The sequence below is a fragment of the Ideonella sp. A 288 genome (assembly GCF_002198735.1).
Classification (GTDB): Bacteria; Pseudomonadota; Gammaproteobacteria; order Burkholderiales; family Burkholderiaceae_C; genus Pseudaquabacterium.
In genome coordinates this window covers 1-24,053 of the sequence record NZ_MWLO01000108.1, presented here as the reverse complement: position 1 = coordinate 24,053, position 24,053 = coordinate 1, and the positions used below count along the sequence as shown (strand labels likewise).

The window sequence follows — 24,053 nt, the reverse complement described above, 5'->3', positions numbered from 1 at the left end:
AGCGCCGGGTCGTTCCACTTCGTGATCTTGCCCAGGTAGATGTCGCCCAGCACCTGCCCGGTGAGCTTGATCTGCCCAGGCGCGATGCCCGCGATGTTGACCACCGGCACCACCCCGCCGATCACCGTGGGGAACTGGATCAGACCGTCCTTGGCGAGTTCATCGTCGCGAATCGGCGCATCCGAGGCACCGAAGTCCACGGTCTTGGATCGGATCTGCTTGATCCCGGCACCTGACCCGATCGACTGGTAGTTGATGCGGGCACCATTGGCCTTGTGATACGCGTCAGCCCACTTGGCGTACACGGGAGCGGGAAAGGATGCCCCTGCGCCAGTCACGTCTTGAGCCTGGCCCGAGGCGGGCAAGAATGCAGCCAGCAGCAGTGCCGCGCGGAAGGTCGTCGATGTCATCAAGAGTCTCTCGAAGTGGGGCGTGCCAGGGCGTTGAATCGCCTCGGGTCCGCACTCTAGGGACTGTATGTGACAAATGCGTGAAAGCCTGTCATGCATCGCATGACAGGCCGGGCCGCCACGACCGCGAGCCGCGGAAGGATCAGGCCTGCGCTGCCGAAGCCAGCCGCTCGGCCAGCCGTCGCCCCAGCGGGCCGTCCTGGGCCTCGACCATGACCCGCAGCACGGGTTCGGTGCCCGACGCACGGATCAGCACCCGCCCACGATCGGCCAGTTCGGCCTCCACCTCGGTGGCTTCGCCGACCAGGCGTCGGTTCTGGCGCCAGTCGCCCATTTCCTTGAGTCGGACGTTGATCAAGGCCTGTGGGAACAGCGTCACGCCTTCGAGCATGCCGGCCAGCGACGTGCCAGCACGCTGCACCGCCTGCAGCACCTGCAGCGCACTGACGATGCCATCGCCAGTGGTGTGCTTGTCCAGCGCCAGCAGGTGCCCGGAGCCTTCACCGCCCAACAGCCAGCCGCGGGCCGACAGCTCTTCCAGCACGTAACGGTCGCCCACCTTGGCGCGGACGAACTGCACGCCGCGGGCCTTCAGGGCCAGCTCAACGGCCATGTTGGTCATCAGGGTGCCGACGGCGCCGGGCACCGCCTGGCCTTGTGACAGACGGTCGACCACCATCGCATAGAGCAGTTCGTCGCCGTTGAACAGCCGACCGGTTCGGTCGACGAGTTGCAACCGGTCCGCATCGCCATCGAGCGCCACGCCGTAGTCCGCCCCATGCCGTGCCACGGCCTCGACCACGGCCTTTGGCGCTGTGGCACCGACGCCATCGTTGATGTTGATGCCGTCCGGGCTGCAGCCGATGGTCACGACCTCGGCGCCGAGTTCGTGGAAGACGTCTGGCGCCACGTGATAAGCCGCGCCGTGCGCCGCATCGACCACGATCTTCATGCCGCGCAACGACAGGTCGTTGCCGATCGTGCTCTTGCAGAACTCGATGTAACGGCCACGGGCATCGTCGATGCGGCGGGCCCTGCCCAGCGATGCCGCGTCGACCCACTTCGGCGCCTGGTCCAACTCGGCTTCGACCGCCAGTTCCCAATCGTCCGGCAGCTTCTCGCCCTTGGCCGAGAAGAACTTGACGCCGTTGTCGTGGTAGTCGTTGTGCGACGCGCTGATCACGACGCCCAAGTCCAGGCGCAGCGCCCGGGTGAGGTAGGCGACGCCCGGCGTGGGAAGGGGCCCCGTCAACAGGGTGTCGACCCCCGCCGACGCCAGCCCTGCCTCGAGCGAGGACTCGATCATGTAGCCCGATCGGCGCGTGTCCTTGCCGATCAGCACCGAGGGCCGCTCCGACTGCCGCCGCAGCACCCGACCCACGGCGTGGCCGAGTCGGAGCATGAAGTCAGGGGTGATCGGAGACTGACCGACGGCACCTCGAATGCCATCCGTGCCGAAATACTGTCGTGTCATGTGCGGTGTTCCTTCCTGGATCCCCGGGGTGCCTCGAACAGCGCCCCAAACTTCGCCGGCATTGTCCCTGCCGAGGCCAGGCAATTCGAAGGCTGGAACGTCTCGAAACGTTCGAATGCCACGGCCGCGGGCGATACGACCGCTTGGCGCGCCAGGCGTGATGGGCACCGGACCGACAGCTCGCACAGCGCGGTCGCGCTGGCGGCCAGCGGCCGCACAGACCCAGAAGAAAGGGGCCCGAGGGCCCCTTTCAGTGGATCGCGAAGAAAGTTTCAGGCCGCGGTGACCGGTGCGCCGTCGGTGTTGACCGGACCGCTCGGGCCACTGGGGCGCGAGGTCGGCGGCGTCCAATCCTTCGGCGGCCGCGGCGGCTTGCCGTTCATGATGTCGTCGATCTGGTCGGCGTCGATGGTTTCCCATTCGAGCAGCGCCTTGGCCATCGCGTGCATCTTGTCCTGGTTGTCCTCGATCAGCTTACGGGCGGTGCTGTACTGCTCGTCGATGATGCGGCGGATCACCGAGTCGACCTTGCGCATCGTCTCTTCGGACATGTTGGTCGTCTTGGTCACCGAACGGCCGAGGAACACTTCGCCCTCGTTCTCGGCATAGACCATCGGCCCCAGTTCGTCGGTCATGCCGTAGCGGGTGACCATGTCGCGGGCGATCTGGGTGGCGCGCTCGAAGTCGTTGCTGGCGCCGGTGGTCATCTGGTGCATGAACACCTCTTCGGCGATGCGCCCACCGAACAGCACCGAAATCGTCGACAGCATGCGCTCCTTGTCCATGCTGTAGCGGTCACCCTCGGGCAACTGCATCGTCACGCCCAGGGCGCGGCCACGGGGGATCACGGTGACCTTGTGCACCGGGTCGGTCTTGGGCATCAGTCGCGCCACGAGCGCATGGCCGGCCTCGTGGTAGGCGGTGTTGCGGCGCTCGTCCTCGGGCATGACCATGGACTTCCGCTCGGGGCCCATCATGATCTTGTCCTTGGCCTTCTCGAAGTCGACCATCTCGACGACGCGGCCGTTGCGGCGCGCGGCGAAGAGGGCCGCCTCGTTGACCAGGTTGGCCAGATCGGCGCCCGAGAAACCGGGGGTGCCACGGGCCAGGATGTCGGCACGGATGTCCTGCCCCACCGGCACCTTGCGCATGTGCACGTTGAGGATCTGCTCGCGGCCACGCACGTCGGGCAGGGTGACATAGACCTGGCGGTCGAAGCGGCCGGGACGCAGCAGCGCCGGGTCGAGGATGTCGGGCCGGTTGGTGGCCGCCATCACGATGACGCCGAGGTTGGTCTCGAAGCCGTCCATCTCGACGAGCATCTGGTTCAGCGTCTGCTCGCGCTCGTCGTTGCCGCCGCCCAGGCCGGCACCACGGTGGCGGCCGACGGCGTCGATTTCGTCGATGAAGATGATGCAGGGCGCGCTCTTCTTGGCCTGCTCGAACATGTCGCGCACGCGGGCCGCGCCCACGCCGACGAACATTTCGACGAAGTCGGAACCCGAGATGCTGAAGAACGGCACCTTGGCCTCACCCGCAATGGCCTTCGCCAGCAGCGTCTTGCCGGTGCCGGGGGGGCCGACCAACAGCACGCCGCGCGGAATGCGACCGCCCAGCTTCTGGAACTTCTGCGGGTCCTTCAGGAAGTCGACCAGTTCCTTGACCTCTTCCTTGGCCTCGTCGCAACCGGCGACATCGGCGAAGGTGGTCGAGTTATTGGCCTCGTCGAGCATGCGCGCCTTGCTCTTGCCGAAACTGAAGGCGCCGCCCTTGCCGCCCCCCTGCATCTGGCGCATGAAGTACACCCAGACGCCGATGAGCAGCAGCATCGGGCCCCAGCTGATGAGCAGGCTGACCAGCAGCGAAGGCTCCTCACGCGGCTTGACGTCGAACTTGACGCCGCTGTTGATCAGGTCGCCCACCAGACCCCGGTCGAGGTAGGTGGCAGTCGATCGGATGCGCTTGTCGTCGGTCGTGATCGCGATGATCTCGGTGCCGCCATTGCCCTCCTGCAGCGTGACCGCCTTGATCCGCTTGGCCCGCACTTCTTCGAGGAAGTCGGAATAGCCGATCTGCGAGCCTTGCGCCACCGTCCGGTCGAACTGCTTGAACACGGTGAACAGCACGAGTGCAATCACCAGCCAGACAGCGACCTTCGAGAACCATTGATTGTTCACCGCGGCTCCTTTAGCCAGTCCAGACCGGTGATCGGGCGCGGGATGCCGCCCATCAGCCACACGGTCGCACGGTACATGGGGGGCATTCTACGGGAGTCAAGCCCTGCACCACTGGGACCGGACCGCTGTTGAAACAAGGGATTTCGGGGCGAATTCGACCCATCGCAAGCGAACGTGCAAGGCAAATCAGGCATTCCTCAGGCCGATGCCGACGAGAAAGGTCTCCGCCGACTTGTCGCGAGAGGCCTTTGGCTTGATCGGCTTGACCACCCGAAAGGTCTTGCGGTATTGCTCGACGAGCTGGCTATAGCCGCTGCCATGGAACACCTTGGTGACCAAGGTGCCACCCGGCTTGAGGTGTGCCACGGCAAACTCCATGGCCAGTTCGATGAGGTGCGCCATGCGGGCCGCGTCAGTCGCCTCGATGCCCGTCAGGTTGGGCGCCATGTCCGAGACCACCACGTCGACGACCCGGTCGCCAAGGGCGGCGTGCAGTTGGGCCGCCACCGCCTCTTCGCGGAAATCGCCGTGAATGAAGTGCACGCCCTCGATCGGCTCCATCGGCAGGATGTCCAGCCCGATGATCACGCCGTCGAGCTCGCCCACGGCCGCGCCGCCGGTGCCGGCCGACTTCGGCGCGAACTTGCGCCGCAGGTACTGGCTCCAGGCGCCAGGCGCCGAACCCAGATCGACCACCACCTGGCCGGGCTTGAACAGGCCCAGGGTCTCGTCGATCTCCTTCAGCTTGTAGGCGGCACGCGCGCGAAACCCCTCCCGTTGTGCCAGTTTCACATACGGGTCGTTCATGTGATCGGTCAGCCAGGCCTTGTTGACCTTCTTGCTTTTTGTCTTGAATTTCATGTCCGGGCGATAATACGAGGATGCCTGCCATCTTCCTGACACCCGCCGAGCGCAAGCAACAGCGCGGCGAAGCCCATCACCTCGACCCGGTTGTGCTGATCGGCTCCGATGGCCTGACCCCTGCGGTGGTGAAGGAGGTGGACACCGCCCTGAAGGCCCATGGCCTGATCAAGGTGCGGATGTTCTCGGATTCCCGGGTCGACCGTGAGGCCGCGCTGGCCGCGCTGGCCGAGCAACTCGACGCGGCCCCGGTGCAGCACATCGGCAAGTTGCTGGTGCTGTGGCGGCCGAAGCCGGAAAAGGAACGTGCCGAGCGAGAGGACCGCATGGCCGGCCCGCGCGTGGTCAAGATCCTGAAGTTCTCCAAGAGCCCCAACCACCGGCCGCAGGTCAAGAAGCTCACCGTGCTCGGCAACCAGCGCGTGGCCGCTGGCGGCGAAATCAAGCGCGCCAAGCGCCGCGTGACCAGCATCAAGAAGAAGGCCGTCGGCTGACCGCCTGACCTGCGCCCGGCGGGCCGACCCACCGGCCCGCGCTCAACGGGATGCGTGCGTGGCTCGCCAAGCGAGCAGCGCCACCAAGGCGATCTTCACGGCAAAGAAGGCCGTGCTGATCAGGTGCAACTGGCCAAAGCTGAATGTGCCCTGCCCCTCGCGCGCCGCCGCCATCAGCGGTTGCACGCCAAAGTAGCCGGCCACGGTGCAGAACACTGCCCCCAGCACCAGCAGCATCTCGGTCGAGAGCACGGACCCCTGCCCGGCCTCGGCCGCGTCGCGGGCACGCCGGCGCTCGATGGCCAGCAACAGCAGCGCCAGCACCACGCTCGTCCAGGCTTCGCGGGTGAACAGGTGGCCCACCAGGCGCCCGGCGTCGGGCCGGGTCTGGGTGGCGAACGCCGCCGGCGCGGCGATGCCCGCCACGCACAGCAGCATGCCGGCCCAGGCCGCCGGCAGGATCCGCCGCAGGCGCTCGACCAGTCCGGGCTGGCTGTCGGCCCCCGATGACATGCCCGGATCCGCGCCTGCCATCAGAGGTAGCGGACCTCGACGATCTCGTAGCGCTTGACGCCGCCGGGGGCCTGCACCTCGGCCACGTCGCCGGCCTCCTTGCCGATCAGTGCGCGCGCGATCGGCGAGCTGATCGAGATGAGCCCCTGCTTCAGGTCGGCCTCGTCGTCGCCGACGATCTGGTAGGTCACCTCCTGGCCAGCCGATTCGTCCTCGAGGTCGACAGTGGCGCCGAACACCACGCGGCCACCGGCATCCACCGACGCGGGATCGATCACCTGGGCCGCCGCGAGCTTGCTCTCGATCTCGAGGATGCGCCCCTCGATGAAGCCCTGCTTGTCCTTGGCGGCGTCGTACTCGGCGTTCTCGGAGAGGTCGCCCTGGGCACGTGCTTCGGCGATCGCCTTGATGACGGCGTGGCGTTCGACGCTCTTGAGCCGCTGAAGTTCGTCCTTCAGCTTCTCGGCGCCGCGCTTGGTGAGGGGAATGGTGGCCATGGTCAACGACAAGAGATGAGCTGAAAAAAGAAACCGCCGCCAGGGCCTCGGTACGGCACCAGCGGCGGACGCAGTGGGCGCGAGTTTAGTTCCGACCTAACTTGCGTACAAGTTAGTCTGCACTGAAGCTTCGCTTCAGTGCAGTTCGGCGTGCAGTTCCTGCAGCGAGTGGACGGTGATGCCGTCCTGGTGCTTCATCGCTTCGGTGGCTGCCTCGCAGCCGGCCATCGTGGTGTAGTAGGTCACCCGGTTGGCCAGCGCCGCGGTTCGGATGTTGCGCGAATCGGCGATTGCCGTGCGGGTTTCGTCGACCGTGGTGAACACCAACTGAATCTCGCCGGCCTTGAGCATGTCGACGATGTGCGGCCGGCCATCCTTGACCTTGTTGACCACCTTCACCGGCACGCCCGCGGCGGCGATGGCCGCGGCCGTGCCCTTGGTGGCCACGACGCTGAAGCCCAGGTCGACCAGGTCACCGGCCACCTTGACGGCACGGGCCTTGTCGCCGTTCTTCACGGTGATGACCACGGTGCCCTGGCGCGGCAGCTGCGAGCCTGCGCCCAGCTGGCTCTTCAACATGGCCTCGCCAAACGTGCGCCCTGCACCCATCACCTCGCCGGTGGAGCGCATTTCGGGGCCGAGGATCGGGTCCACACCGGGGAACTTGTTGAACGGGAACACCGCTTCCTTGATGCTGAAGTACGGCGGGACGACCTCCCGCGGCGGCTTGCCGTCCATGCCGACCTGGTCGGCGAGCTTCTGGCCGGCCATGCAGCGGGCCGCGATCTTGGCCAGTTGCTGGCCCGTGGCTTTGCTGACGTAGGGCACCGTGCGCGATGCGCGCGGATTCACCTCGAGCACGTAGACCACGGCCTTGTCGCCCTCGCCCTGGATCGCGAACTGCGTGTTCATCAGGCCGACCACCTTCAGCGCGCGGGCCATCAGCGTGGCCTGGCGCCGCAGTTCGTCCTGCAGCGCGGCCGGCAGCGAATACGGCGGCAGCGAGCATGCCGAGTCGCCGGAATGCACGCCGGCCTGCTCGATGTGCTCCATGATGCCGCCGATCATCACGTCGTGGCCGTCGCTGATGCAGTCGACGTCGACCTCGATCGCGTCGTCGAGGAACCGGTCGAGCAGCACCGGCGACTTCTCGGAGACGCGCACCGCCTCGCGCATGTAGCGCTCGAGGTCCTTGTCGCCGTGCACGATCTCCATCGCGCGGCCGCCCAGCACATAGCTGGGCCGCACCACCAATGGATAGCCGATCTCCTGGGCGAGCTTCAGCGCCGCCTCTTCGGTGCGTGCCGTTCGATTGGGTGGCTGGCGCAATCCCAATTCATGAAGCAGCTTCTGGAAGCGCTCGCGGTCTTCGGCGATGTCGATCGAATCGGGCGAGGTGCCGATGATCGGCACACCGTAGCGCTCGAGGTCGAGCGCCAGCTTCAGCGGCGTCTGCCCCCCGTACTGCACGATCACGCCGACCGGCTTTTCCTTGTCGACGATCTCGAGCACGTCTTCCAGCGTCACCGGCTCGAAATACAGGCGGTCGCTGGTGTCGTAGTCGGTCGACACCGTTTCCGGGTTGCAGTTGACCATGATGGTCTCGTAACCATCCTCGCGCAACGCGAGGGCGGCATGGACGCAGCAGTAGTCGAATTCGATGCCCTGCCCGATGCGGTTGGGCCCGCCGCCCAGCACCATGATCTTCCTGCGGTCCGTGGGCTCGGCCTCGCACTCGCCATCGGCCGTCTCGTAGCACGAGTACATGTAGGCGGTCTGCGTGGCGAACTCGGCCGCGCAGGTGTCCACCCGCTTGTAGACCGGGCGCACACCCAGCGCATGGCGCGCCTTGCGCACCTCGTGCTGGTGGGTGCCCATCAGCGTGCCCAGGCGGCGGTCGGAGAAGCCCTTCTGCTTCACGTAACGCAGTTCGGCTGCAGACAGGCTGTCCAGCGTGCGCGCCTTCAACTGGGCCTCGGTGACGACGATCTCCTCGATCTGGGCCAGGAACCACGGGTCGATGGCCGTCTCGTCGAAGATCTCGTCCAACGACATGCCGATGCGGAAGGCATCGGCCACGTACAGCAGGCGCTCCGGGCCGGCGTTGCCGATGGCCTCGATGATCTCCTCGCGCTCGTGCTCGCGCTCGCTCAGCCCGTCGATGCCGGTCTCGAGGCCGCGCAAGGCCTTCTGCAGGCTTTCCTGGAAGGTGCGGCCGATGGCCATCACCTCGCCCACGGACTTCATCTGCGTGGTCAGGTGCGGGTCGGCTTCGCGGAACTTCTCGAAGGCGAAGCGCGGGATCTTGGTGACAACGTAGTCGATGCTGGGCTCGAAGCTTGCCGGTGTGGCGCCACCGGTGATGTCGTTGCGCAGTTCGTCGAGCGTGTAGCCCACCGCCAGCTTGGCGGCGATCTTGGCGATCGGGAAGCCGGTGGCCTTCGATGCCAGCGCCGACGAACGCGACACGCGCGGGTTCATCTCGATCACCACCATGCGCCCGTCGGCCGGGTTGATGGAGAACTGAACGTTGGAACCGCCGGTGTCGACGCCGATCTCTCGCAGGATCGCGATCGACGCGTTGCGCAGCAGCTGGTATTCCTTGTCGGTGAGCGTCTGCGCCGGCGCCACGGTGATCGAATCGCCCGTGTGGATGCCCATCGGGTCGAGGTTCTCGATGCTGCACACGATGATGCAGTTGTCGGCGCGGTCGCGCACGACTTCCATCTCGAACTCCTTCCAGCCGATCAGACTCTCCTCGATGAGCAGTTCCTTGGTTGGCGACAGGTCGAGGCCGCGCTTGCAGATCTCTTCGAACTCGTCGGGGTTGTAGGCGATGCCGCCGCCGGTGCCGCCCATCGTGAAGCTGGGGCGGATGACCATCGGGAAGCCCGTGCCGCCGATGTCGGCCTGGATGCGCTTCTGCACCGCCAGTGCCTCGTCCATCGAATGCGCGATGCCGCTCTTGGCCGAATCCAGGCCGATGGACGTCATCGCGTCCTTGAACTTCATGCGGTCTTCGGCCTTCTCGATCGCATGCTCGTTGGCCCCGATCATCTCGACGCCGTACTTCTCGAGCACACCGTGCCGATGCAGGTCGAGCGCGCAGTTCAGCGCGGTTTGTCCACCCATGGTGGGCAGGATCGCGTCCGGCCGCTCCTTGGCGATGATCTTCTCGACCACGCGCCAGGTGATGGGCTCGATGTAGGTGACATCGGCCATCTCGGGGTCGGTCATGATGGTCGCCGGGTTGCTGTTGACCAGCACGACCTTGTAGCCCTCTTGCCGCAGTGCCTTGCAGGCCTGGGCCCCGGAATAGTCGAACTCGCAGGCCTGCCCGATGACGATCGGGCCGGCACCGATGATGAGGATGGTCTTCAGGTCGGTGCGCTTAGGCATGGGTCTTCTCCGCTTGGGCCATCAGCGCGGTGAAACGGTCGAACAGATAGGCAATGTCGTGCGGCCCGGGCGAGGCCTCGGGGTGGCCCTGGAAGCAGAAGGCCGGCTTGTCGGTGCGGGCCAGGCCCTGCAGCGTGCCGTCGAACAGGCTCACGTGGGTGGGGCGAAGGTTGGCCGGCAGCGTCTTCTCGTCCACCGCGAAGCCGTGGTTCTGGCTGGTGATCGAGACGCGGCCGCTGTCGAGATCCTTCACCGGGTGGTTGGCGCCGTGGTGGCCGAACTTCATCTTGAAGGTCTTTGCTCCCGACGCCAGCGCCATGATCTGGTGACCCAGGCAGATGCCGAAGGTCGGGACGCCGCTGTCGATGAGCGTGCGCGCCGCAGCGATCGCGTAATCGCAGGGTTCGGGGTCGCCCGGCCCATTGCTCAGGAAGACGCCGTCGGGCCGGAGCTTCAGCACCTCGGTGGCCGAGGTGCGCGCCGGCACCACGGTGACCCGGCAGCCGCGGCTGGCCAGCATGCGAAGGATGTTGCGCTTGACGCCGAAGTCGAACGCGACGACATGGAATCGCGCGTCGCCGAGTTGTCCGTAACCCTGCCCGAGCGTCCATTCGGTCTCGGACCAGGCATACGGCTCGGTCACGCTCACCACCTGGGCGAGATCCTGGCCGGCCATGCTGGGCGCCGCCTTCGCACTGGCGATGGCGGCGTCGATGTCGGCAGGGCTCACCACGGCGCCGGGCGCAAAGGTGACGATACAACCGTTCTGTGCGCCGCCGGAGCGCAGCACGCGGGTCAGGCGGCGGGTGTCGATGCCGGCGATGGCCACCGTGCCCTCGCGCTGCAAATACTGCGGCAGCGTGAGGTGGGCGCGGAAGTTGGACATGCGGGACGGAACGTCCTTGACGATCAGGCCGGCGGCATGGACCTTCGAGGCTTCGACATCCTCCACGTTGACGCCATAGCTGCCGATGTGCGGATACGTCAGCGTGACGATCTGCCGGCAATAGCTCGGGTCGGTGAGGATTTCCTGGTAGCCGGTGAGCGCGGTGTTGAACACCACTTCTCCGACCGTCTGACCGGCAGCGCCGATCGAATTGCCCTGGAAGACCGTGCCGTCTGCGAGTGCAAGGAGGGCGGGGGGCAGGACTGGCAGCAAGGGATTGGCTCCGGAAGTCACGCACACCCGGCGCCGCGCGCGGTGACCCCGCGACAACGGTGATCCGGTGGGGGAAACTTGCTCGGTGTTCCGCTAGGCTGCGTGGGTGGCGGGTAAACCTGCAGAGTATAGCCGCCTGTCGGCCCCAGGCGCCGCGCCTGGGGTCTCGGTCGGGTCTGCGTGGCGAGGGCGGCTCAGTGTGCCAGAGCCGCGATGCCGGCGCGCGCCACCTGGGCGTCCTCGGTCGACTTCACGCCGCTGACGCCGACGGCGCCGATGCACTGGCCGTCGACCAGCACCGGCACGCCGCCTTCGAGCATGCCCTCCAGCGTCGGCGCACTGAGGAACGAGTAACGCCCCTGGTTGATCACGTCCTCATAGACCTTGCTCTCGCGGCGGCCGACGGCAGCGGTCCGCGCCTTCGCCGGGGCGATCTGGGCCGAGATGGGCGCCGCACCATCGAGTCGCTGCAGCCACAGCAGATGCCCGCCGTCATCGACGATGGCGATGGTGACGGCCCAGCCCTGCGTCACGGCCTCGCGCTCGGCAGCCTGTGCCATGGCGCGGACGTCTTCCAGGGTGAGAACGGGTTTGGTCTTCATGGGTCGGGGTCCAGGTTGGAGGTCAATGCCCTAGTGTGCCGCAGGTCACCGAGGCGATTCATCGCCTCCACTGCAGTTCATCCCGCCGGAACTTAGAATCATCGGCTGGGATCGAAGGTCCGTCCCCGAACGCACGACAGGAGGTTTCATGAGCGAACAACGCATCGACAGTTTCTCCGGCTACGTTGGCACGTCCACCGTCGACCGCAACCGTGTGCTGCGCAACACCTACTGGCTGCTGGCCGTGTCGCTGGTGCCCACGGTGCTCGGCGCCTGGGTGGGCGTGTCCACGGGCATCACCGCGGCGATGGGCGCAGGCATGAGCGCGATCGTGTTCCTGGCTGGCGCTTTCGGCCTGATGTATGCGGTCGAAAAGACCAAGCACTCGTCGACCGGCGTCTACGTGCTGCTCGCCTTCACGTTCTTCATGGGCCTGATGCTGTCGCGCATGCTGGCCATGGTGCTGGGCTTCAAGAACGGCAGTTCGCTGATCATGACCGCCTTCGGCGGCACGGCGGCGGTGTTCTTTGCCATGGCCACGCTGGCCAGCGTGATCAAGCGCGACCTCAGCAACATGGGCAAGTTCCTGTTCGTCGGTGCCATCGTGCTGCTGTTGGCCGGCATCGTGAACATCTTCCTGCAGTCGAGTGCCCTGATGATCACGATCGCGGTGATGGCCATCATGGTGTTCAGCGCCTTCCTGCTGTACGACTTGAAGCGCATCATCGATGGCGGCGAGACCAACTACATCAGCGCCACCCTCGCGGTGTACCTGGACCTGTACAACATCTTCCAGAGCCTGCTGGCGCTGCTGGGCATCTTCGGCGGCGAGCGCGACTGACCGACCGCCCGTCCCGCCAACGACAAGGCCCCGCTCGCGGGGCCTTTTTCATGGGCGATCGGCCGTAGCCGGTATGCCGCGTGGTCAGTCAGGCCGTCTCGGCGCGTTCGAACACCGCCATGCTCTCCACATGGGCCGTGTGCGGGAACATGTTCACCGCACCGGCCAGCACACAGCGGTAGCCGGCCTGATGCACCAGCAGGCCGGCGTCGCGCGCCAGCGTGGCCGGGTTGCAACTCACGTAGACGATGCGCTTCGGCGGCGCCCACCCCGACACCGGCGCTGCGTGCAGGTCGGCCAGCGCCTTGGCCAGGGCAAATGCGCCCTCGCGCGGCGGGTCGACCAGCCACTTGTCGGCTGGCCCATAGGCCACCAGGTCGTCCGGCCCGAACTCGAACAGGTTCCGCGCCACAAAGCTGGCCCGATCGCCCAGGCCATTGCGCAGCGCGTTGTCGCGCGAGCGCTGCACCAGCACCTCGCTGCCCTCGATGCCCAGCACCGCGCGGGCCCGGGTGGCGATGGGCAGCGTGAAGTTGCCCAGGCCGCAGAACCAGTCGATCACGCGCTCGTCGGAGCGTGGATCGAGCAGCCGCACCGCGCGCCCGACCAGCACGCTGTTGATGTGGTGGTTGACCTGGGTGAAGTCGGTCGGCCGAAATGGCATCAGCAGGCCGAACTCCGGCAGCGAGTAGGCGAGTTCCGGCCCGCCCTCGTCCAGCAGGTGCACCGTGTCCGGCCCCTTGGGCTGCAGCCACCACTGCACGCCGTGATCGGCGCCGAACGCCCTCAACCGCGCCAGGTCGGCGTCGGTGAGCGGCTCGAGGTGCCGCAGCACCAGCGCGATGACGGCCTGGTCGCTGCGTTCACCGATGGCCAGTTCGATCTGGGGCAGGCGATCACGCTGATCCATCGAACCGATCAGCGCGCGCAGCGGCATCAGCATGTCGCTCACCTTGCGAGGCAGCACGGTGCAACTGGACATGTCGGCCACGTAGCGGCTCTTGCGCTCGTGGAAGCCCACCAGCACCGTGCCCTTGCGGGGCACGTTTCGCACCGACAGGCGTGCGCGGTAGCGATAGCCCCAGGTCGGGCCTTCGATGGGCCGCAGCATGCGCTCGGGCCGCACCTTGGCCAGGTGCTGCAGGTTGTCCTCGAGCACGCGCTGCTTGATCGCCACCTGCGCCGACGCGTCCAGGTGCTGCATCTTGCAGCCGCCACAGGCGCCGGCGTGAAGCCCGAAATGCGGGCAGCCCGGCCTCACCCGCAGCGGGCTCTCGCGCCGCATCGCGGTGAGGGTGCCCTGCTCCCATTGGTTCTTGCGGCGGGAGACCTGGGCCTGAACTTCCTCGCCAGGCAAGGCGCCTTCGATGAAGACCACCTTGCCCTCGGCGTTGTGGGCCACGCCCTGGGCCTCGATGTCGAGCGACTCGACCCGAAGCCATTCTTGCTGTGTCGTCATGCGGCAGGATTATCCGGCCGCGCGACGAGGTTGCCGCAGGATCAGAGGCTGAGGGTCTATCGAGCGTGACCGAGCGGCGCGCCAGAAGGTGTCCGATCTAGGCGCAAAGCACAGCCATAGCTCGGGCTATGGCGAGCATTTGCAACGACGAGCGGGCGACTTCTGGCGTGATGAGCGGGCATGATCGAGAGACTCTCAGCCTCAGGGCTTGATGTACTCGCTGATCGGCTTCCAGCGGCCGTCCTGTATCTGCGACAGGCGCGACATGTTGCTGCCCAGGCGCTTCTGCGGGCCGAAGGTGAACTCGGCGCTTCCGAAGATGTCCGGCGGCACGACCATCGTGTCCATGGCCTTGATGAAGCTCTCGGTGGTCAGCGTCGGGCCGGCCTTCTGCGCCGCACGGATGAACAGGTCGATGATGCTGTAGCCGTACACCGAGAACACGGTCGGGTCTTCGTTGAACTTGGTCTTGTACTTGTTGGCCCAGAAGCGGATCGGCTGCGAGGCCTCGTCCAGGTAGGGCTGCTGCACCGTCATCGTGGCGTACAGACCGTCCATCGGCTTGCCGCCCAGCTTGTGGATCAGATCGGTGTAGCTGGCGCTCGAGCCGAGGAAGATCGGGTTGAAGCCGGTCTTGCGCGATTCGGCGATGGTGCCGATGGTCTCCCGGATGATGGTGCCGAGCACGACCAGGTCGCAACCGGCCGCTTTCATCTTGGCCACCTGCGACGAGAAATCTGTGGCGCCGCGCTTGTAGCTGGTCTTCTCGGCCAGGTCACCGCCGACGACCTTCATTGCGGCCTCGGCGCCGCGCACCACCTCCAGACCGAACTCATCGTCCTGGTAGATCGTGCACACCTTCTTCGCGCCCTTGTCCTTGACCATCTTCGGCAGGGCCAGGCGGATCTGGTCGAAGTAGGTGGCGGCGAAGGAGTACTTGAGCTTGTGGAAGGGCTCGTACATCTCGCGCGCCGCGGTGATCGGCAGGAAGTTGATGACGTTCTTCTCGAACTGCACCGGCATGGCAGCATTGTTCTGCGCCGTACCGATGTGGCCCGCCATCAGGAAGATCTTGTCCTGGTTGACCAGCTTCTGCGCCGCCAGCACGGCGCGCTTCGGGTCGTAGCCCGAGTCCTCGATCAGCAGCTTGATCTTGCGGCCATGCACGCCGCCTTGTTCGTTGAGTTCGTCGACGCGCAGCAGCATGCCCAGGCGGGCCTGCTTGCCGAAGCCGGCCAGCGGTCCGGACAGGTCCTGGATGGAGCCGAGCACGATCTCGTTCTTGGCGACGCCCTGCGATTGCGCCAACGCGGGCTCGGCCAGGACCGCCATGGACAAGGCCACGACAAGGGATAGCGACTTCATGGTGAGGTGTCTCCAGTGGGCGCCCTTCAGGCGCGAGCGCCGCATGCTAGCGCGCCCTTCCCGGCCGGGAATGATCGGAAACACGAAGGGAAGACGGCAGGTCCGGCGTCGCGCCGGACAGGCGCCTCAACGCGCTGGCAGCAGCCGCGCTGGGTCGATCGGCTTGCCCTGGCGCCGGATCTCGAAGTGCAGCTGCACCCGCTCGGCGTCGGTCGAGCCCATCTCGGCGATCTTCTGGCCGCGCCGCACCGGCTGATCTTCCTTGACCAGCAGCGCCTGGTTGTGGGCATAGGCTGTCAGGTAGGTGCTGTTGTGCTTGACGATGACGAGGTTGCCATACCCCCGCAGGCCCGAACCGGCGTAGACCACGCGACCATCGGCCGCAGCGAGCACCGGATCGCCCGCCTTGCCCAGGATGGCCAGGCCCTTGCTGCGGCCTTCCTCGAAACTGCCACCCACCGGGCCGCTGGCCGGCCACAACCATTGGACCCCGTCATCCACGTCCCGCGCCGCAGGCTCGGTGGGCGCCGCCACCGTGCTGGCGGGCGACGCGGCAGGTGCTGGCGTTGCGGCCGATGCGGCTGCAACAGGACTGGGCGGCAACGACGCCACCCCATTGGCGGCTGTCGGTGACGCCGACGGCGCCGACGCGGCTGCGGCAGGCGGCTTGGCCTCCAGCGGCCTGGCCTCGGCGCGTGCCGCAGGCGCCCCCCTGGCGGCCACCGCCGCGGCGTCGGTGCTGGGCGGTACCACCCGCAACACCTGCCCGACCTCGATCAGGTTCGGGTTGTCGATGCCGTTCCAGCGCACGATGTCGCGCCAGTTCTGGCCGTTGTCCAGGCCGATCCGGATGAGGGTGTCGCCGGGCTTGACGCTGTAGTAACCCGGTTTGCCGGCGTTCTCGGCGCCCGGTGGAGGCCGTTGCCCGCTGTCCTGGGCCACCTGATTGCCTGGCGGCGTGGCCGCCGGCGCCTGGCCCTGGCTGGACGGCCGACCCGACACGCTGCGCTCGACCACCGGCGCCTGCGACTTGGAGGTCGAACAGCCTGCCAGCCAAGCCGACAGCAGCACGGAAATCCACCACCTGGGAGCAAACATCGTCAAGGACAGCCTCGTTGCCGGATCATGCTGCACCCGATTTTAGGGGGACGAACAACACGCCATCATGGGCCCGTTGCCGCACTTTGCCACCCGGCCCCTTGTCGACCACCATCAGCACCTGCGCGTTGCCGCCGGCCTGCCGCATCGGCGCGACCAGTCGCCCGCCAATGGCCAGTTGGTCCAGCCACGCGTCGGGCAACTCGTCGCCACCGGCCGCGGCCACGATGCTCTGGTAAGGGGCCCGCTGCGGCAGCCCCAGCATGCCGTCACCGTGCCGCACCGTCATGTGCGCCAGATCCATCGTGGCCAGGCGGTCGCGCGCCCGGTCGAACAGGGCCGCCAGGCGCTCGATGGTGACCACCTCGGGCGCCAGGCGCGCCAGCAGCGCCGCCTGGTAGCCGCAGCCCGTGCCAATCTCGAGCGTGCGGCCCAGGTGGCCAAGTCGGCGGGCGGACTCGCCTTCGAACAGCAGGCCGAGCATGCGCGCCACCACCGAAGGCTTCGAGATCGTCTGGCCATGCCCGATGGGCAGGCTGGTGTCCTCGTAGGCCTGGATGGCCAGGGCCGAATCGACGAACAGGTGGCGCGGCACGGCGGCCATGGCGGTGAGCACGGCCTCGCCACAGACCCCCTCGGCGCGCAGCCGCTCGACCATGCGGTGCCGCACCAGGGCCGAGTCGAGCCCGACACCGGTGGGCGCCACGTGGCGCGCGGCATCCTGCGCGGCTTCGCGCAGCAGGCGTTGTGGTCGGAGCGGTTCGCGGGCCGGTGACGTCGCGGCCTCGGTGCCGAGTCGTTCCAGCGCGAGGGGAAACCGCGCGGTGCGATCCGGCCGCGGCTCGCTCATCCGGTCCCTCCTCGCGGCGCGGCCAGGCGGCCGCCCCAGTGGGCCAGGCCGGCGTGGTCGGTCAGGTCCACCTGCAGCGGCGTGATGGACACGCAGCCGCCCGCGGTGGCGCAGAAATCGGTGCCGTCGCCGGCGTCGCGGGCTTCGCCGGCGGGCCCGATCCAGTAGATCGGGTCGCCGCGGGGGTTGGTCTGCTGGATCACGCCCTCGCTGGCGTGCCGCCGTCCCAGGCGGGTGACCTGCCAGGGCAGGCGGTCGGCATCGGGCCGGTTGGGCATGTTCACGTTCAGCAGCCAGGGCGGGCCGTCGAGGCCGTCGGCCAGCACGCGCTCGACGATGGCACGCGCCGTGCGGGCGGCGGCGTCGAGATGGGTCCAGCCCTTCTCAGTCTGCGAGAAGGCAATGGCCGGGATGCCGAACAGGTGTCCCTCCATCGCCGCGGCGACAGTGCCCGAGTACAGGGTGTCGTCGCCCATGTTGGCACCCTGGTTGATGCCCGAGACCACCAGATCGGGCCGGTAACCGAGCAGGCCGGTGAGCGCGACGTGCACGCAGTCCGACGGAGTGCCGTTGACGACGCGAAAGCCCGCCTGCGCACCACCGCGCGCCTCGAACACCTGCAGTGGCCGGTCGAGCGTCAGCGCATTGGAGGTGCCGCTGGCATTGCGCTCGGGGGCGATGACGTCGATCTCCCCGAGGCCGCGCATGGCCTCCACCAACGCCGCGAGCCCGGGGGCCAGGTAGCCGTCGTCGTTGGCGATCAGGATGTGCATGTGGAGGGCATTGTAGGCAGGCGTCGCCGGCGCGACGGGAGGGCCGGACCCGCATGCCTATCATCCCGGTTTTGTCTGAACGGGAACCTCCCCATGCATGCCTGGATCTGCGACAACCCGATCGGCGTCGACGCCCTGCGCTGGGCCGAACTGCCCACGCCCGCGCCAGGCCCAGGCGAGGTGCGGCTGGCCATCCGCGCCGCCAGCCTGAACTTCCCCGACATCCTCATCGTCCAGAACAAGTACCAGTTCAAGCCGCCCCTGCCCTTCGTGCCCGGCTCCGAGTTCGCCGGCACTGTGGAGGCCGTCGGCGACGGCGTCACCGGGTTCAAGCCCGGCGACCGCGTGGCGGCGATGGGCGGCACCGGCGGGTTCGGCACGCACGCCATCGTCCGCGCCGACAAGCTGATTCCGCTGCCCGACGGCTTCGCGCTCGAGCACGGCGCGGCCTTCGCCCTGACCTACGGCACCTCGCACCACGCACTGGTCGACCGCGCGGCGCTGAAGGCCGGCGAGACGGTGCTGGTGCTCGGCGCCGCCGGCGGCGTGGGCACCGCCGCGGTGCAGATCGCCAAGGCCATGGGGGCCAAGGTGATCGCGGCGGCGTCCACCGACGAGAAGTGCGCGCTGTGCCGCAGCATCGGCGCCGACGCCACCATCAACTACGGCACCGAGAACCTGCGCGATGCGCTCAAGGCCCTGACCCACGGCCAGGGCCCCGATGTCGTCTACGACCCGGTGGGCGGCGACCTGGCCGAGCCGGCCTTCCGCTCGATCGCCTGGCGGGGCCGCTACCTGGTCATCGGCTTCGCCGGCGGCGCCATCCCGGCACTGCCTTTGAACCTCACGCTGCTCAAGGGCGCGTCGATCGTCGGCGTGTTCTGGGGCGACTTCGTGCGGCGCGAGCCCCAGGCCAGCGCCGCCGGGCTGGGGCAATTGGCACAGTGGTATGCCGAAGGCAAGATCCGGCCGGTGATCGACCAGCAATTGCCGATGAGCCAGCTGCACGCGGCCTACGCCCGCATGGGCAGCCGGCAGGTGCTGGGCAAGGTGGTGATGGTCAACGAGTAGGCCCGGGCGCGCCCGGCAGGCGGCGTCCTTCAACGGAAGGACCTCCTGCGAGGCGCTCTGCGCTAGCATCGGCGCCTGAGCAGCGGGGGTGCGCGACATGGCCGTGAAGGTCCTGATACTCGAAGACAATCCGGTCGCCAGAGGCTTCCTCTGCCGCGTCGTGCGCGAAAGCTTCAGCGACACGATCGCCATCACCGAGGCCGGTGACCTGGAAGCCGCCCGCGCCCAGATCAGCCTCACCGGCGGGCCCAGCGGCCTGCACGGCGTCGACCCGTTCAAGCTGATCCTGGTCGACCTCGAACTGCCCGACGGCAACGGCATGGAACTGCTGGCCGAACTGGGCCAGTACCCGGCCACCAAGGTGGTCACCACGCTGTACTCCGACGACGAGCACCTGTTCCCGGCACTGCAATGCGGCGCCGACGGCTACCTGCTCAAGGAAGACCGCTTCGAGGTGCTGGTCGAGGAACTGCAGAAGATCGTGCGCGGCCAGCCGCCACTGTCGCCGGCCATTGCGCGGCGCCTGCTCGGCCACTTCCGCCACGGCACGAAGGGGGCCGGACTGTCGGCCGATTCGGGTTTCGCCATGCCGACCGACTTCGTCGGCGGCAGCCGGCCGGTGCCCATCGAGCGCCCGCCCGAGCACGACCGCCTCACGCCGCGCGAGAGCGAGGTGCTCACCTACCTGAGCAAGGGCTTCACGATCAAGGAGATCGCGGGGCTGATGGGCATCAAGTGGTTCACCGTCAACGACCACATCAAGTCCATCTACAAGAAGCTCAACGTGTCCAGCCGCGCCGAGGCCGCGGTGCTGGCCACCAAGCACGGCCTGGTCTGACGGCCGGCGGCGATCGCGTCGTCGTCCCGGCCGCCTGTCACTGACCGTCCGTGGTGCGCGCGACCGACGGCGTGGCAAGCTGGTGGCAGGCCAATGCGCCGGCCGACTGGATGGGCTGGCGCCTGCGGGCGCTGATGGCCCTGGCCCTGGCCGGCTGCATCGGCCTGTTCGTGGTGCTTCGGGGCATTTCGCAGGCCCCCCACCTGGATGTGACGCTGCGCGCCACGGGTGCGCAGGGCATCGAACTGGTCGCTGCCGGCCAGGCCGACCTCGCTCGCTGGGGTGATCGGCGCCTGGCCACGCTGACGGCAGGGTCGTCCGAGAGGCTGGACGCGAATGCTTCGATGCTGCAGCGCACGCCGCGCTGGATCGTCGACGACGGCGTTCGGTCCCGCGTGGCGCACCTGCAGGACACACTGGCGGGCATGATGGAGGCCCCGTTGGTGCGCCTCGAGTTCAGCGACGGGGCGTCGCTGGACCTGGCGCCGACGCCGCGCGGCTTTGCCGGCCTGGGCACCACGTTCTGGCTGCTCAGCGCACTGTCGCTGCTGCTGTACCTGGTCGGGGCGGTGTTCCTGCTGTCGCGGCCGACCACGGGCACCCTGCTGTACGCGGCAATGGCATGGTGCCACTCCTGCAGCCTGCTGATGATCGCGATGGAATCCCTGCCTGGCCTGGGATGGCCCGCCGGCTTCGCCGCGGTCGACCTGCCCCTGCGCACGGCCTGCGATCTGTTCACGGGCGCCGCCGTGCTGCACGTCAGCCTCATCCATCCCCATGCGGTGCGACACCACCGCGCGGTGTCCGGATTCGGCTGGGCGCTGGCTGCCGGCTTTGCCGCCGCGTCGGCCTCCGGCGGCGTGCCGCTGGCCTGGTGGTGGACCCAGGCCTTGCTCATCGGCTTCGGCATCGCCTCGTGGGGCGCACTGACCTGGTCGCACCGGCGCTGGCCGCACCCGGTGTCGCTGGTGCTGCGACGCCTTTGCGTGGCCGGCACCGGCACGCTGGGCCTGCTGACGGTGGCCATCGCCCTGGCAGACCGCCAGGGGCAGTCGCAGCAGTTGATCGCCTCCATCGGATCGGTGATCTGGTATGTGTTCTTCGCGTCGCTGCTGCTGTTGGTGCCCTTCCTGGCGCGGTCGCAGCACGTGATGCGCGAGTTCGCCATGCTCGCCGGCCTGAGCACCGTGGCCACGTCGCTCGATCTGCTGTTCATCACCGTCTTTGCGCTCGGGCAGTTTGCCTCGCTGGCGCTGGCGCTGTTCGTGTCGCTGGGGCTCTACGCGGCGGCACGGCAGTGGATGCTCAACCACCTCAGTGGCACCGGCGTCGCCACGGCGGAACGCACTTTCGAGAGCCTGTATCGCGCCGCACGCGCCCTCGAAGCCACCCCCAACCAGTCGACCGAGCACGTGGCCCGCTTGCTGCAGGAACTGTTCGATCCGCTGGAGGTGCGGTCGGAACGCCAGTCGGTGGCAGGCAGCCAGGTGTCGGCCCACGGCTCGACGCTCACCGTGCCCATGCCGCGCATGCCCGGCATGGCCGCCGGGGACGACATGGTGCTGCTGCTGCGCTATGCGCGGCGCGGGCGTCGCATGTTCACCCGCGAGGACGCCCGCCTGACCGACCGCGTGCTGCAGCAGTTGCGCAGCGCCGTCGCCTACGACCGCGCCGTCGAACTCGGCCGCAGCGAAGAGCGCATGCGTCTGGCGCAGGACCTGCACGACGACATCGGCGCACGCCTGCTGACGCTGATGTACAAGGCGCCCGACGCCGAGATGGAAGAGTACGTGCGCCACACGCTGCAGGACCTGAAGACGCTGACCCGCGGCCTGGCCACCGTCGACCACCCGCTGTCGCATGCCGCGGCCGAGTGGAAGGCCGACATCGCCCAGCGCCTGGCGGCCAGCCGCAGCGACCTGGACTGGAGCTTCAACGCCGACCACGACGTGCTGCTCACCGTGGTGCAGTGGTCGGGCCTGACACGCATCCTGCGCGAACTGGTCAACAACGTCATCGCCCACGCCGGGGCCACACGGGTCGAGATCGACATCACCTACGAGGGCGGCGAGCTGCTGCTGCGCATCGCCGACGATGGCGGTGGCCGCCAGCCCCAGGCCTGGTCGCACGGCCTCGGGCTGGGTGGCGTGCGCAAGCGCGCCAAGCTGCTCGGCGGCCGGGTGCAGTGGCTGGAGCGTGAGCCGCAGGGCATCGTCTGCGAGGTGCGCGTGCCGCGGCTGAACGACCCGATGCGCACCGGCTAGGCGCCGCCCGGCAGCGGGCCGGGCCCGCGCCGCCAGGTGGCGAGCGGGCGCCGCGGCCCAGGCTCACAGCGGCCGGGTGCGGTAGCTGTGGGCCAGCAGCACGGCCAGCGCGGCCGAGGCCAGGCGCGCGGTGGCGCCGTCGGCGCGGCTGGTCAGCGCGATCGGCACCCGCGCCCCCAGCACCACGCCGCTGCCCATGGCGCCGGCCAGGTACTCCAGCTGCTTGGCCAGGATGTTGCCCGACACCAGGTCGGGCACGACCAGGATGTCGGGATCGCCAGCCACCTGCGAGTAGATGCCCTTGGTCTGGGCGGCAGCCGCCGAGATGGCGTTGTCGAAGGCCAGCGGGCCGTCGACGATGCCCCCGGTGATCTGCCCCCGGTCGGCCATCTTGCACAGCGCCGCCGCGTCGACGGTGCACTGCATCTTCGGGTTCACGCCCTCCACCGCGGCCAGCACCGCCACTTTGGGGCGCTCGCAGCCCAGAACGCGCGCCAGGTCGATGGCGTTCTGCACGATGTGCACCTTCTCGTCCAGCGTGGGCGCGATGTTCAGCGCCGCGTCGGTGACGAGCAGGGGCTTGTGGTACATCGGCACGTCGAACCGGAACACATGCGACAGCCGCCGCTTGGTGCGCAGTTCGGGGCGCGACAGCACCGCCTTCATCAGCTCGTCGGTGTGCAGGCTGCCCTTCATCAGCGCCTGCACCTCGCCGGCGGCGGCCAGCGCGGCGGCGCGCTCGGCGGCGGCCACGCTGTGCGGCACGTCGACGATCTCGGCCGAGCCCAGGTCCAGCCCGGCCTCGCCGGCCAGGGCCAGCAGGCGCTCGCGTGGCGCCACGATCAGCGGCGTGAACAAGCCCCGCTCCGCGGCATCGAGGGCGCCGCGCAGCGATTCCACGTCGCAGGGGTGGACGACGGCGCAGCGCACTCGGGCGTGCAGCGCGGCGCGGTCGAGCAGGCTCTGCAGGCCCGCGGCCGCGTCGAACACGTGCCAGCGCAGGCCGCTGGCCCGCGGCACGCGCTGCTTGCGCAGTGGCGCCCTGACGATGGCCACGCCCACCATCAGCTCGGCGCCGTCGCAGCGGCGCACCACGCAGTCGAGCGTGACCTGCAAGGTGGCGGGGTCCTTGGAGGTGACGCGCAGCGCGATCTCAAGCCGGTCGCCGGCGGAAGCCGGCGCCACGAAGCGCATGTGCTGCTCGATGTAGACGGTGCCTGGGCCCGGGAACACCGTGCCCAGCACCGTGGAGACCATCGCGCCGCTCCACATGCCGTGCGCGGTCTTGCCGCGCAGCCCTTCGCCGCGGGCGTAGTCGTCGTCCAGGTGGGTGGGATTGAGGTCGCCCGAGACGGCGGCGAAGCCGGCGATATCGGCGTCGGTCAGCGTGCGAGGCACGGTGACCCCCTGGCCGGGCATCAGCTCATCGAAGGTGTGGTTCTGCAGCCATTCCTGTTGCAGGTCGGAATGCATGGATTCAGCTCCTGTAGGTGGGGATGGTCGATCGGCCTGAGACAGGACGCGTCAGTTCCATGGCATCGCCGGCACCCAGGCCTGCAGGCGCCGGCCGTGCAGGCGGCAGTCGTTCACCCGCTGGGCCAGGCGCCGGGCCAGGGTCGGATCAGGGTGCAGGTGCACCACCGCGAAAACCTGGTCATCGGCGCCGGGAACGTCGCACAGGTCCAGCCGCGGCTCTCCGCAGCGGCCCAGCACCAGCAACACGTCGGCAGCGCTGTCGCGACGGTCCAGCCCGAAGACGAGCAGGCGAGATTCGGTGTTCATGTGGGGGTCCTTCCGAGGGTCTGGCGACGCGGCGTGCGCGCCTTGGTGGGCCGGGGCAAGGGCGTGGCCGACAGGCGCGCCGGGCCCTTGCCGGCCGGGGATGCGGCCGGCGCGCCGCGGTCAGCG

General features: G+C 68.2%; 21 protein-coding genes. 5 read left to right on the top strand and 16 right to left on the bottom strand.

The features are described 5' to 3' along the window. The 4 genes from EOINJALH_RS10815 to EOINJALH_RS10800 form a co-directional block, all read right to left on the bottom strand. On the bottom strand, nt 1–410 hold a 410-nt coding region (locus EOINJALH_RS10815), incomplete at its 3' end, for an extracellular solute-binding protein (RefSeq protein WP_144289968.1). A gap of 142 nt (nt 411–552) precedes the next feature. Further along, the gene (glmM, locus tag EOINJALH_RS10810; RefSeq protein WP_088280368.1) at nt 553–1,884 is read right to left on the bottom strand and encodes a phosphoglucosamine mutase; all 1,332 of its coding nucleotides are present in this window, start codon (nt 1,882–1,884) and stop codon (nt 553–555) included. Nucleotides 1,885–2,156: 272 nt separating this feature from the next. Continuing rightward, nucleotides 2,157–4,061, bottom strand: a complete 1,905-nt coding sequence (gene ftsH, locus EOINJALH_RS10805) for an ATP-dependent zinc metalloprotease FtsH (protein WP_088280367.1) — start codon at nt 4,059–4,061, stop codon at nt 2,157–2,159. A gap of 186 nt (nt 4,062–4,247) precedes the next feature. Further along, a complete protein-coding gene (locus EOINJALH_RS10800) occupies nt 4,248–4,922 on the bottom strand; it encodes an RlmE family RNA methyltransferase (protein WP_088280366.1) in 675 nt (224 codons plus the stop codon). Between the two features lie 20 nt (nt 4,923–4,942). On the opposite strand from EOINJALH_RS10800, the gene yhbY reads away from it, so the two are divergent. Continuing rightward, on the top strand, nt 4,943–5,416 hold the full coding sequence (gene yhbY / locus EOINJALH_RS10795; protein ID WP_088280365.1) for a ribosome assembly RNA-binding protein YhbY: 474 nt from the start codon (nt 4,943–4,945) through the stop codon (nt 5,414–5,416). Between the two features lie 42 nt (nt 5,417–5,458). Here yhbY and EOINJALH_RS10790 read toward each other — a convergent pair whose 3' ends face one another. The 5 genes from EOINJALH_RS10790 to EOINJALH_RS10770 form a co-directional block, all read right to left on the bottom strand. Next, nucleotides 5,459–5,929, bottom strand: coding sequence for a DUF4149 domain-containing protein (locus tag EOINJALH_RS10790; protein WP_199873308.1), 471 nt, complete (start codon nt 5,927–5,929; stop codon nt 5,459–5,461). A gap of 20 nt (nt 5,930–5,949) precedes the next feature. Next, nucleotides 5,950–6,426, bottom strand: coding sequence for a transcription elongation factor GreA (gene greA / locus EOINJALH_RS10785; protein WP_088280364.1), 477 nt, complete (start codon nt 6,424–6,426; stop codon nt 5,950–5,952). Between the two features lie 135 nt (nt 6,427–6,561). Beyond that, nucleotides 6,562–9,825: a carbamoyl-phosphate synthase large subunit gene (gene carB / locus EOINJALH_RS10780; protein WP_088280363.1), complete on the bottom strand. Its 3,264-nt coding sequence runs from the start codon at nt 9,823–9,825 to the stop codon at nt 6,562–6,564. Then, on the bottom strand, nt 9,818–10,984 hold the full coding sequence (gene carA, locus EOINJALH_RS10775) for a glutamine-hydrolyzing carbamoyl-phosphate synthase small subunit (RefSeq protein WP_088280362.1): 1,167 nt from the start codon (nt 10,982–10,984) through the stop codon (nt 9,818–9,820). The genes carB and carA overlap by 8 nt, the downstream gene beginning before the upstream one ends. A 194-nt stretch (nt 10,985–11,178) precedes the next feature. Further along, the gene (locus EOINJALH_RS10770) at nt 11,179–11,586 is read right to left on the bottom strand and encodes a heme-binding protein (RefSeq protein WP_088280361.1); all 408 of its coding nucleotides are present in this window, start codon (nt 11,584–11,586) and stop codon (nt 11,179–11,181) included. 148 nt (nt 11,587–11,734) lie between these two features. On the opposite strand from EOINJALH_RS10770, the gene EOINJALH_RS10765 reads away from it, so the two are divergent. After that, complete coding sequence (locus EOINJALH_RS10765) at nt 11,735–12,427, top strand: Bax inhibitor-1/YccA family protein (protein ID WP_088280360.1); 693 nt, start codon at nt 11,735–11,737, stop codon at nt 12,425–12,427. An 88-nt stretch (nt 12,428–12,515) separates the two neighbouring features. Here the strand turns inward: EOINJALH_RS10765 and rlmD are convergent, their stop codons facing one another. From rlmD to surE, 5 genes are all read right to left on the bottom strand, one after another. Further along, on the bottom strand, nt 12,516–13,886 hold the full coding sequence (gene rlmD, locus EOINJALH_RS10760; RefSeq protein ID WP_088280359.1) for a 23S rRNA (uracil(1939)-C(5))-methyltransferase RlmD: 1,371 nt from the start codon (nt 13,884–13,886) through the stop codon (nt 12,516–12,518). Nucleotides 13,887–14,087: 201 nt separating this feature from the next. Further along, complete coding sequence (locus EOINJALH_RS10755; protein ID WP_234413777.1) at nt 14,088–15,218, bottom strand: ABC transporter substrate-binding protein; 1,131 nt, start codon at nt 15,216–15,218, stop codon at nt 14,088–14,090. A gap of 159 nt (nt 15,219–15,377) precedes the next feature. Further along, the gene (locus EOINJALH_RS10750) at nt 15,378–16,349 is read right to left on the bottom strand and encodes a peptidoglycan DD-metalloendopeptidase family protein (RefSeq protein WP_088280358.1); all 972 of its coding nucleotides are present in this window, start codon (nt 16,347–16,349) and stop codon (nt 15,378–15,380) included. Nucleotides 16,350–16,374: 25 nt separating this feature from the next. Next, on the bottom strand, nt 16,375–17,199 hold the full coding sequence (locus EOINJALH_RS10745) for a protein-L-isoaspartate(D-aspartate) O-methyltransferase (RefSeq protein WP_088280357.1): 825 nt from the start codon (nt 17,197–17,199) through the stop codon (nt 16,375–16,377). Further along, entirely contained in the window at nt 17,196–17,972 is a 777-nt protein-coding gene (surE, locus tag EOINJALH_RS10740) for a 5'/3'-nucleotidase SurE (protein WP_088280356.1), read from the bottom strand. Before surE ends, EOINJALH_RS10745 begins: the two co-directional genes overlap by 4 nt. Before the next feature lie 93 nt (nt 17,973–18,065). On the opposite strand from surE, the gene EOINJALH_RS10735 reads away from it, so the two are divergent. The 3 genes from EOINJALH_RS10735 (at nt 18,066) to EOINJALH_RS10725 (ending at nt 22,145) form a co-directional block, all read left to right on the top strand. Then, complete coding sequence (locus tag EOINJALH_RS10735) at nt 18,066–19,043, top strand: NADPH:quinone oxidoreductase family protein (protein ID WP_088280355.1); 978 nt, start codon at nt 18,066–18,068, stop codon at nt 19,041–19,043. 97 nt (nt 19,044–19,140) lie between these two features. Further along, nucleotides 19,141–19,881 (top strand): response regulator transcription factor, encoded by a 741-nt coding sequence (locus tag EOINJALH_RS10730; RefSeq protein WP_088280369.1) that lies wholly within the window; start codon nt 19,141–19,143, stop codon nt 19,879–19,881. A 53-nt stretch (nt 19,882–19,934) separates the two neighbouring features. After that, nucleotides 19,935–22,145 (top strand): sensor histidine kinase, encoded by a 2,211-nt coding sequence (locus EOINJALH_RS10725; protein WP_144289967.1) that lies wholly within the window; start codon nt 19,935–19,937, stop codon nt 22,143–22,145. A 63-nt stretch (nt 22,146–22,208) separates the two neighbouring features. Here EOINJALH_RS10725 and EOINJALH_RS10720 read toward each other — a convergent pair whose 3' ends face one another. After that, the gene (locus tag EOINJALH_RS10720; protein ID WP_088280353.1) at nt 22,209–23,618 is read right to left on the bottom strand and encodes a bifunctional enoyl-CoA hydratase/phosphate acetyltransferase; all 1,410 of its coding nucleotides are present in this window, start codon (nt 23,616–23,618) and stop codon (nt 22,209–22,211) included. A gap of 51 nt (nt 23,619–23,669) precedes the next feature. Further along, nucleotides 23,670–23,927 carry a hypothetical protein gene (locus tag EOINJALH_RS10715; RefSeq protein WP_088280352.1) on the bottom strand — a complete coding sequence of 86 codons (258 nt, stop codon included), beginning with the start codon at nt 23,925–23,927 and terminating at the stop codon, nt 23,670–23,672. Between the last annotated feature and the right edge of the window lie 126 nt (nt 23,928–24,053).

Excerpts from the sequence above, each read along its gene's own strand:
- glmM (WP_088280368.1), bottom strand. The coding sequence starts at position 1,884 with ATGACACGACAGTATTTCGGCACGGATGGCATTCGAGGTGCCGTCGGT.
- EOINJALH_RS10800 (WP_088280366.1), bottom strand. The coding sequence starts at position 4,922 with ATGAAATTCAAGACAAAAAGCAAGAAGGTCAACAAGGCCTGGCTGACC.
- yhbY (WP_088280365.1), top strand. The coding sequence starts at position 4,943 with ATGCCTGCCATCTTCCTGACACCCGCCGAGCGCAAGCAACAGCGCGGC.
- EOINJALH_RS10790 (WP_199873308.1), bottom strand. The coding sequence starts at position 5,929 with ATGTCATCGGGGGCCGACAGCCAGCCCGGACTGGTCGAGCGCCTGCGG.
- greA (WP_088280364.1), bottom strand. The coding sequence starts at position 6,426 with ATGGCCACCATTCCCCTCACCAAGCGCGGCGCCGAGAAGCTGAAGGAC.
- carB (WP_088280363.1), bottom strand. The coding sequence starts at position 9,825 with ATGCCTAAGCGCACCGACCTGAAGACCATCCTCATCATCGGTGCCGGC.
- EOINJALH_RS10770 (WP_088280361.1), bottom strand. The coding sequence starts at position 11,586 with ATGAAGACCAAACCCGTTCTCACCCTGGAAGACGTCCGCGCCATGGCA.
- EOINJALH_RS10765 (WP_088280360.1), top strand. The coding sequence starts at position 11,735 with ATGAGCGAACAACGCATCGACAGTTTCTCCGGCTACGTTGGCACGTCC.
- rlmD (WP_088280359.1), bottom strand. The coding sequence starts at position 13,886 with ATGACGACACAGCAAGAATGGCTTCGGGTCGAGTCGCTCGACATCGAG.
- EOINJALH_RS10755 (WP_234413777.1), bottom strand. The coding sequence starts at position 15,218 with ATGGCGGTCCTGGCCGAGCCCGCGTTGGCGCAATCGCAGGGCGTCGCC.
- EOINJALH_RS10750 (WP_088280358.1), bottom strand. The coding sequence starts at position 16,349 with ATGTTTGCTCCCAGGTGGTGGATTTCCGTGCTGCTGTCGGCTTGGCTG.
- EOINJALH_RS10745 (WP_088280357.1), bottom strand. The coding sequence starts at position 17,199 with ATGAGCGAGCCGCGGCCGGATCGCACCGCGCGGTTTCCCCTCGCGCTG.
- surE (WP_088280356.1), bottom strand. The coding sequence starts at position 17,972 with ATGCACATCCTGATCGCCAACGACGACGGCTACCTGGCCCCCGGGCTC.
- EOINJALH_RS10735 (WP_088280355.1), top strand. The coding sequence starts at position 18,066 with ATGCATGCCTGGATCTGCGACAACCCGATCGGCGTCGACGCCCTGCGC.
- EOINJALH_RS10730 (WP_088280369.1), top strand. The coding sequence starts at position 19,141 with ATGGCCGTGAAGGTCCTGATACTCGAAGACAATCCGGTCGCCAGAGGC.
- EOINJALH_RS10720 (WP_088280353.1), bottom strand. The coding sequence starts at position 23,618 with ATGCATTCCGACCTGCAACAGGAATGGCTGCAGAACCACACCTTCGAT.
- EOINJALH_RS10715 (WP_088280352.1), bottom strand. The coding sequence starts at position 23,927 with ATGAACACCGAATCTCGCCTGCTCGTCTTCGGGCTGGACCGTCGCGAC.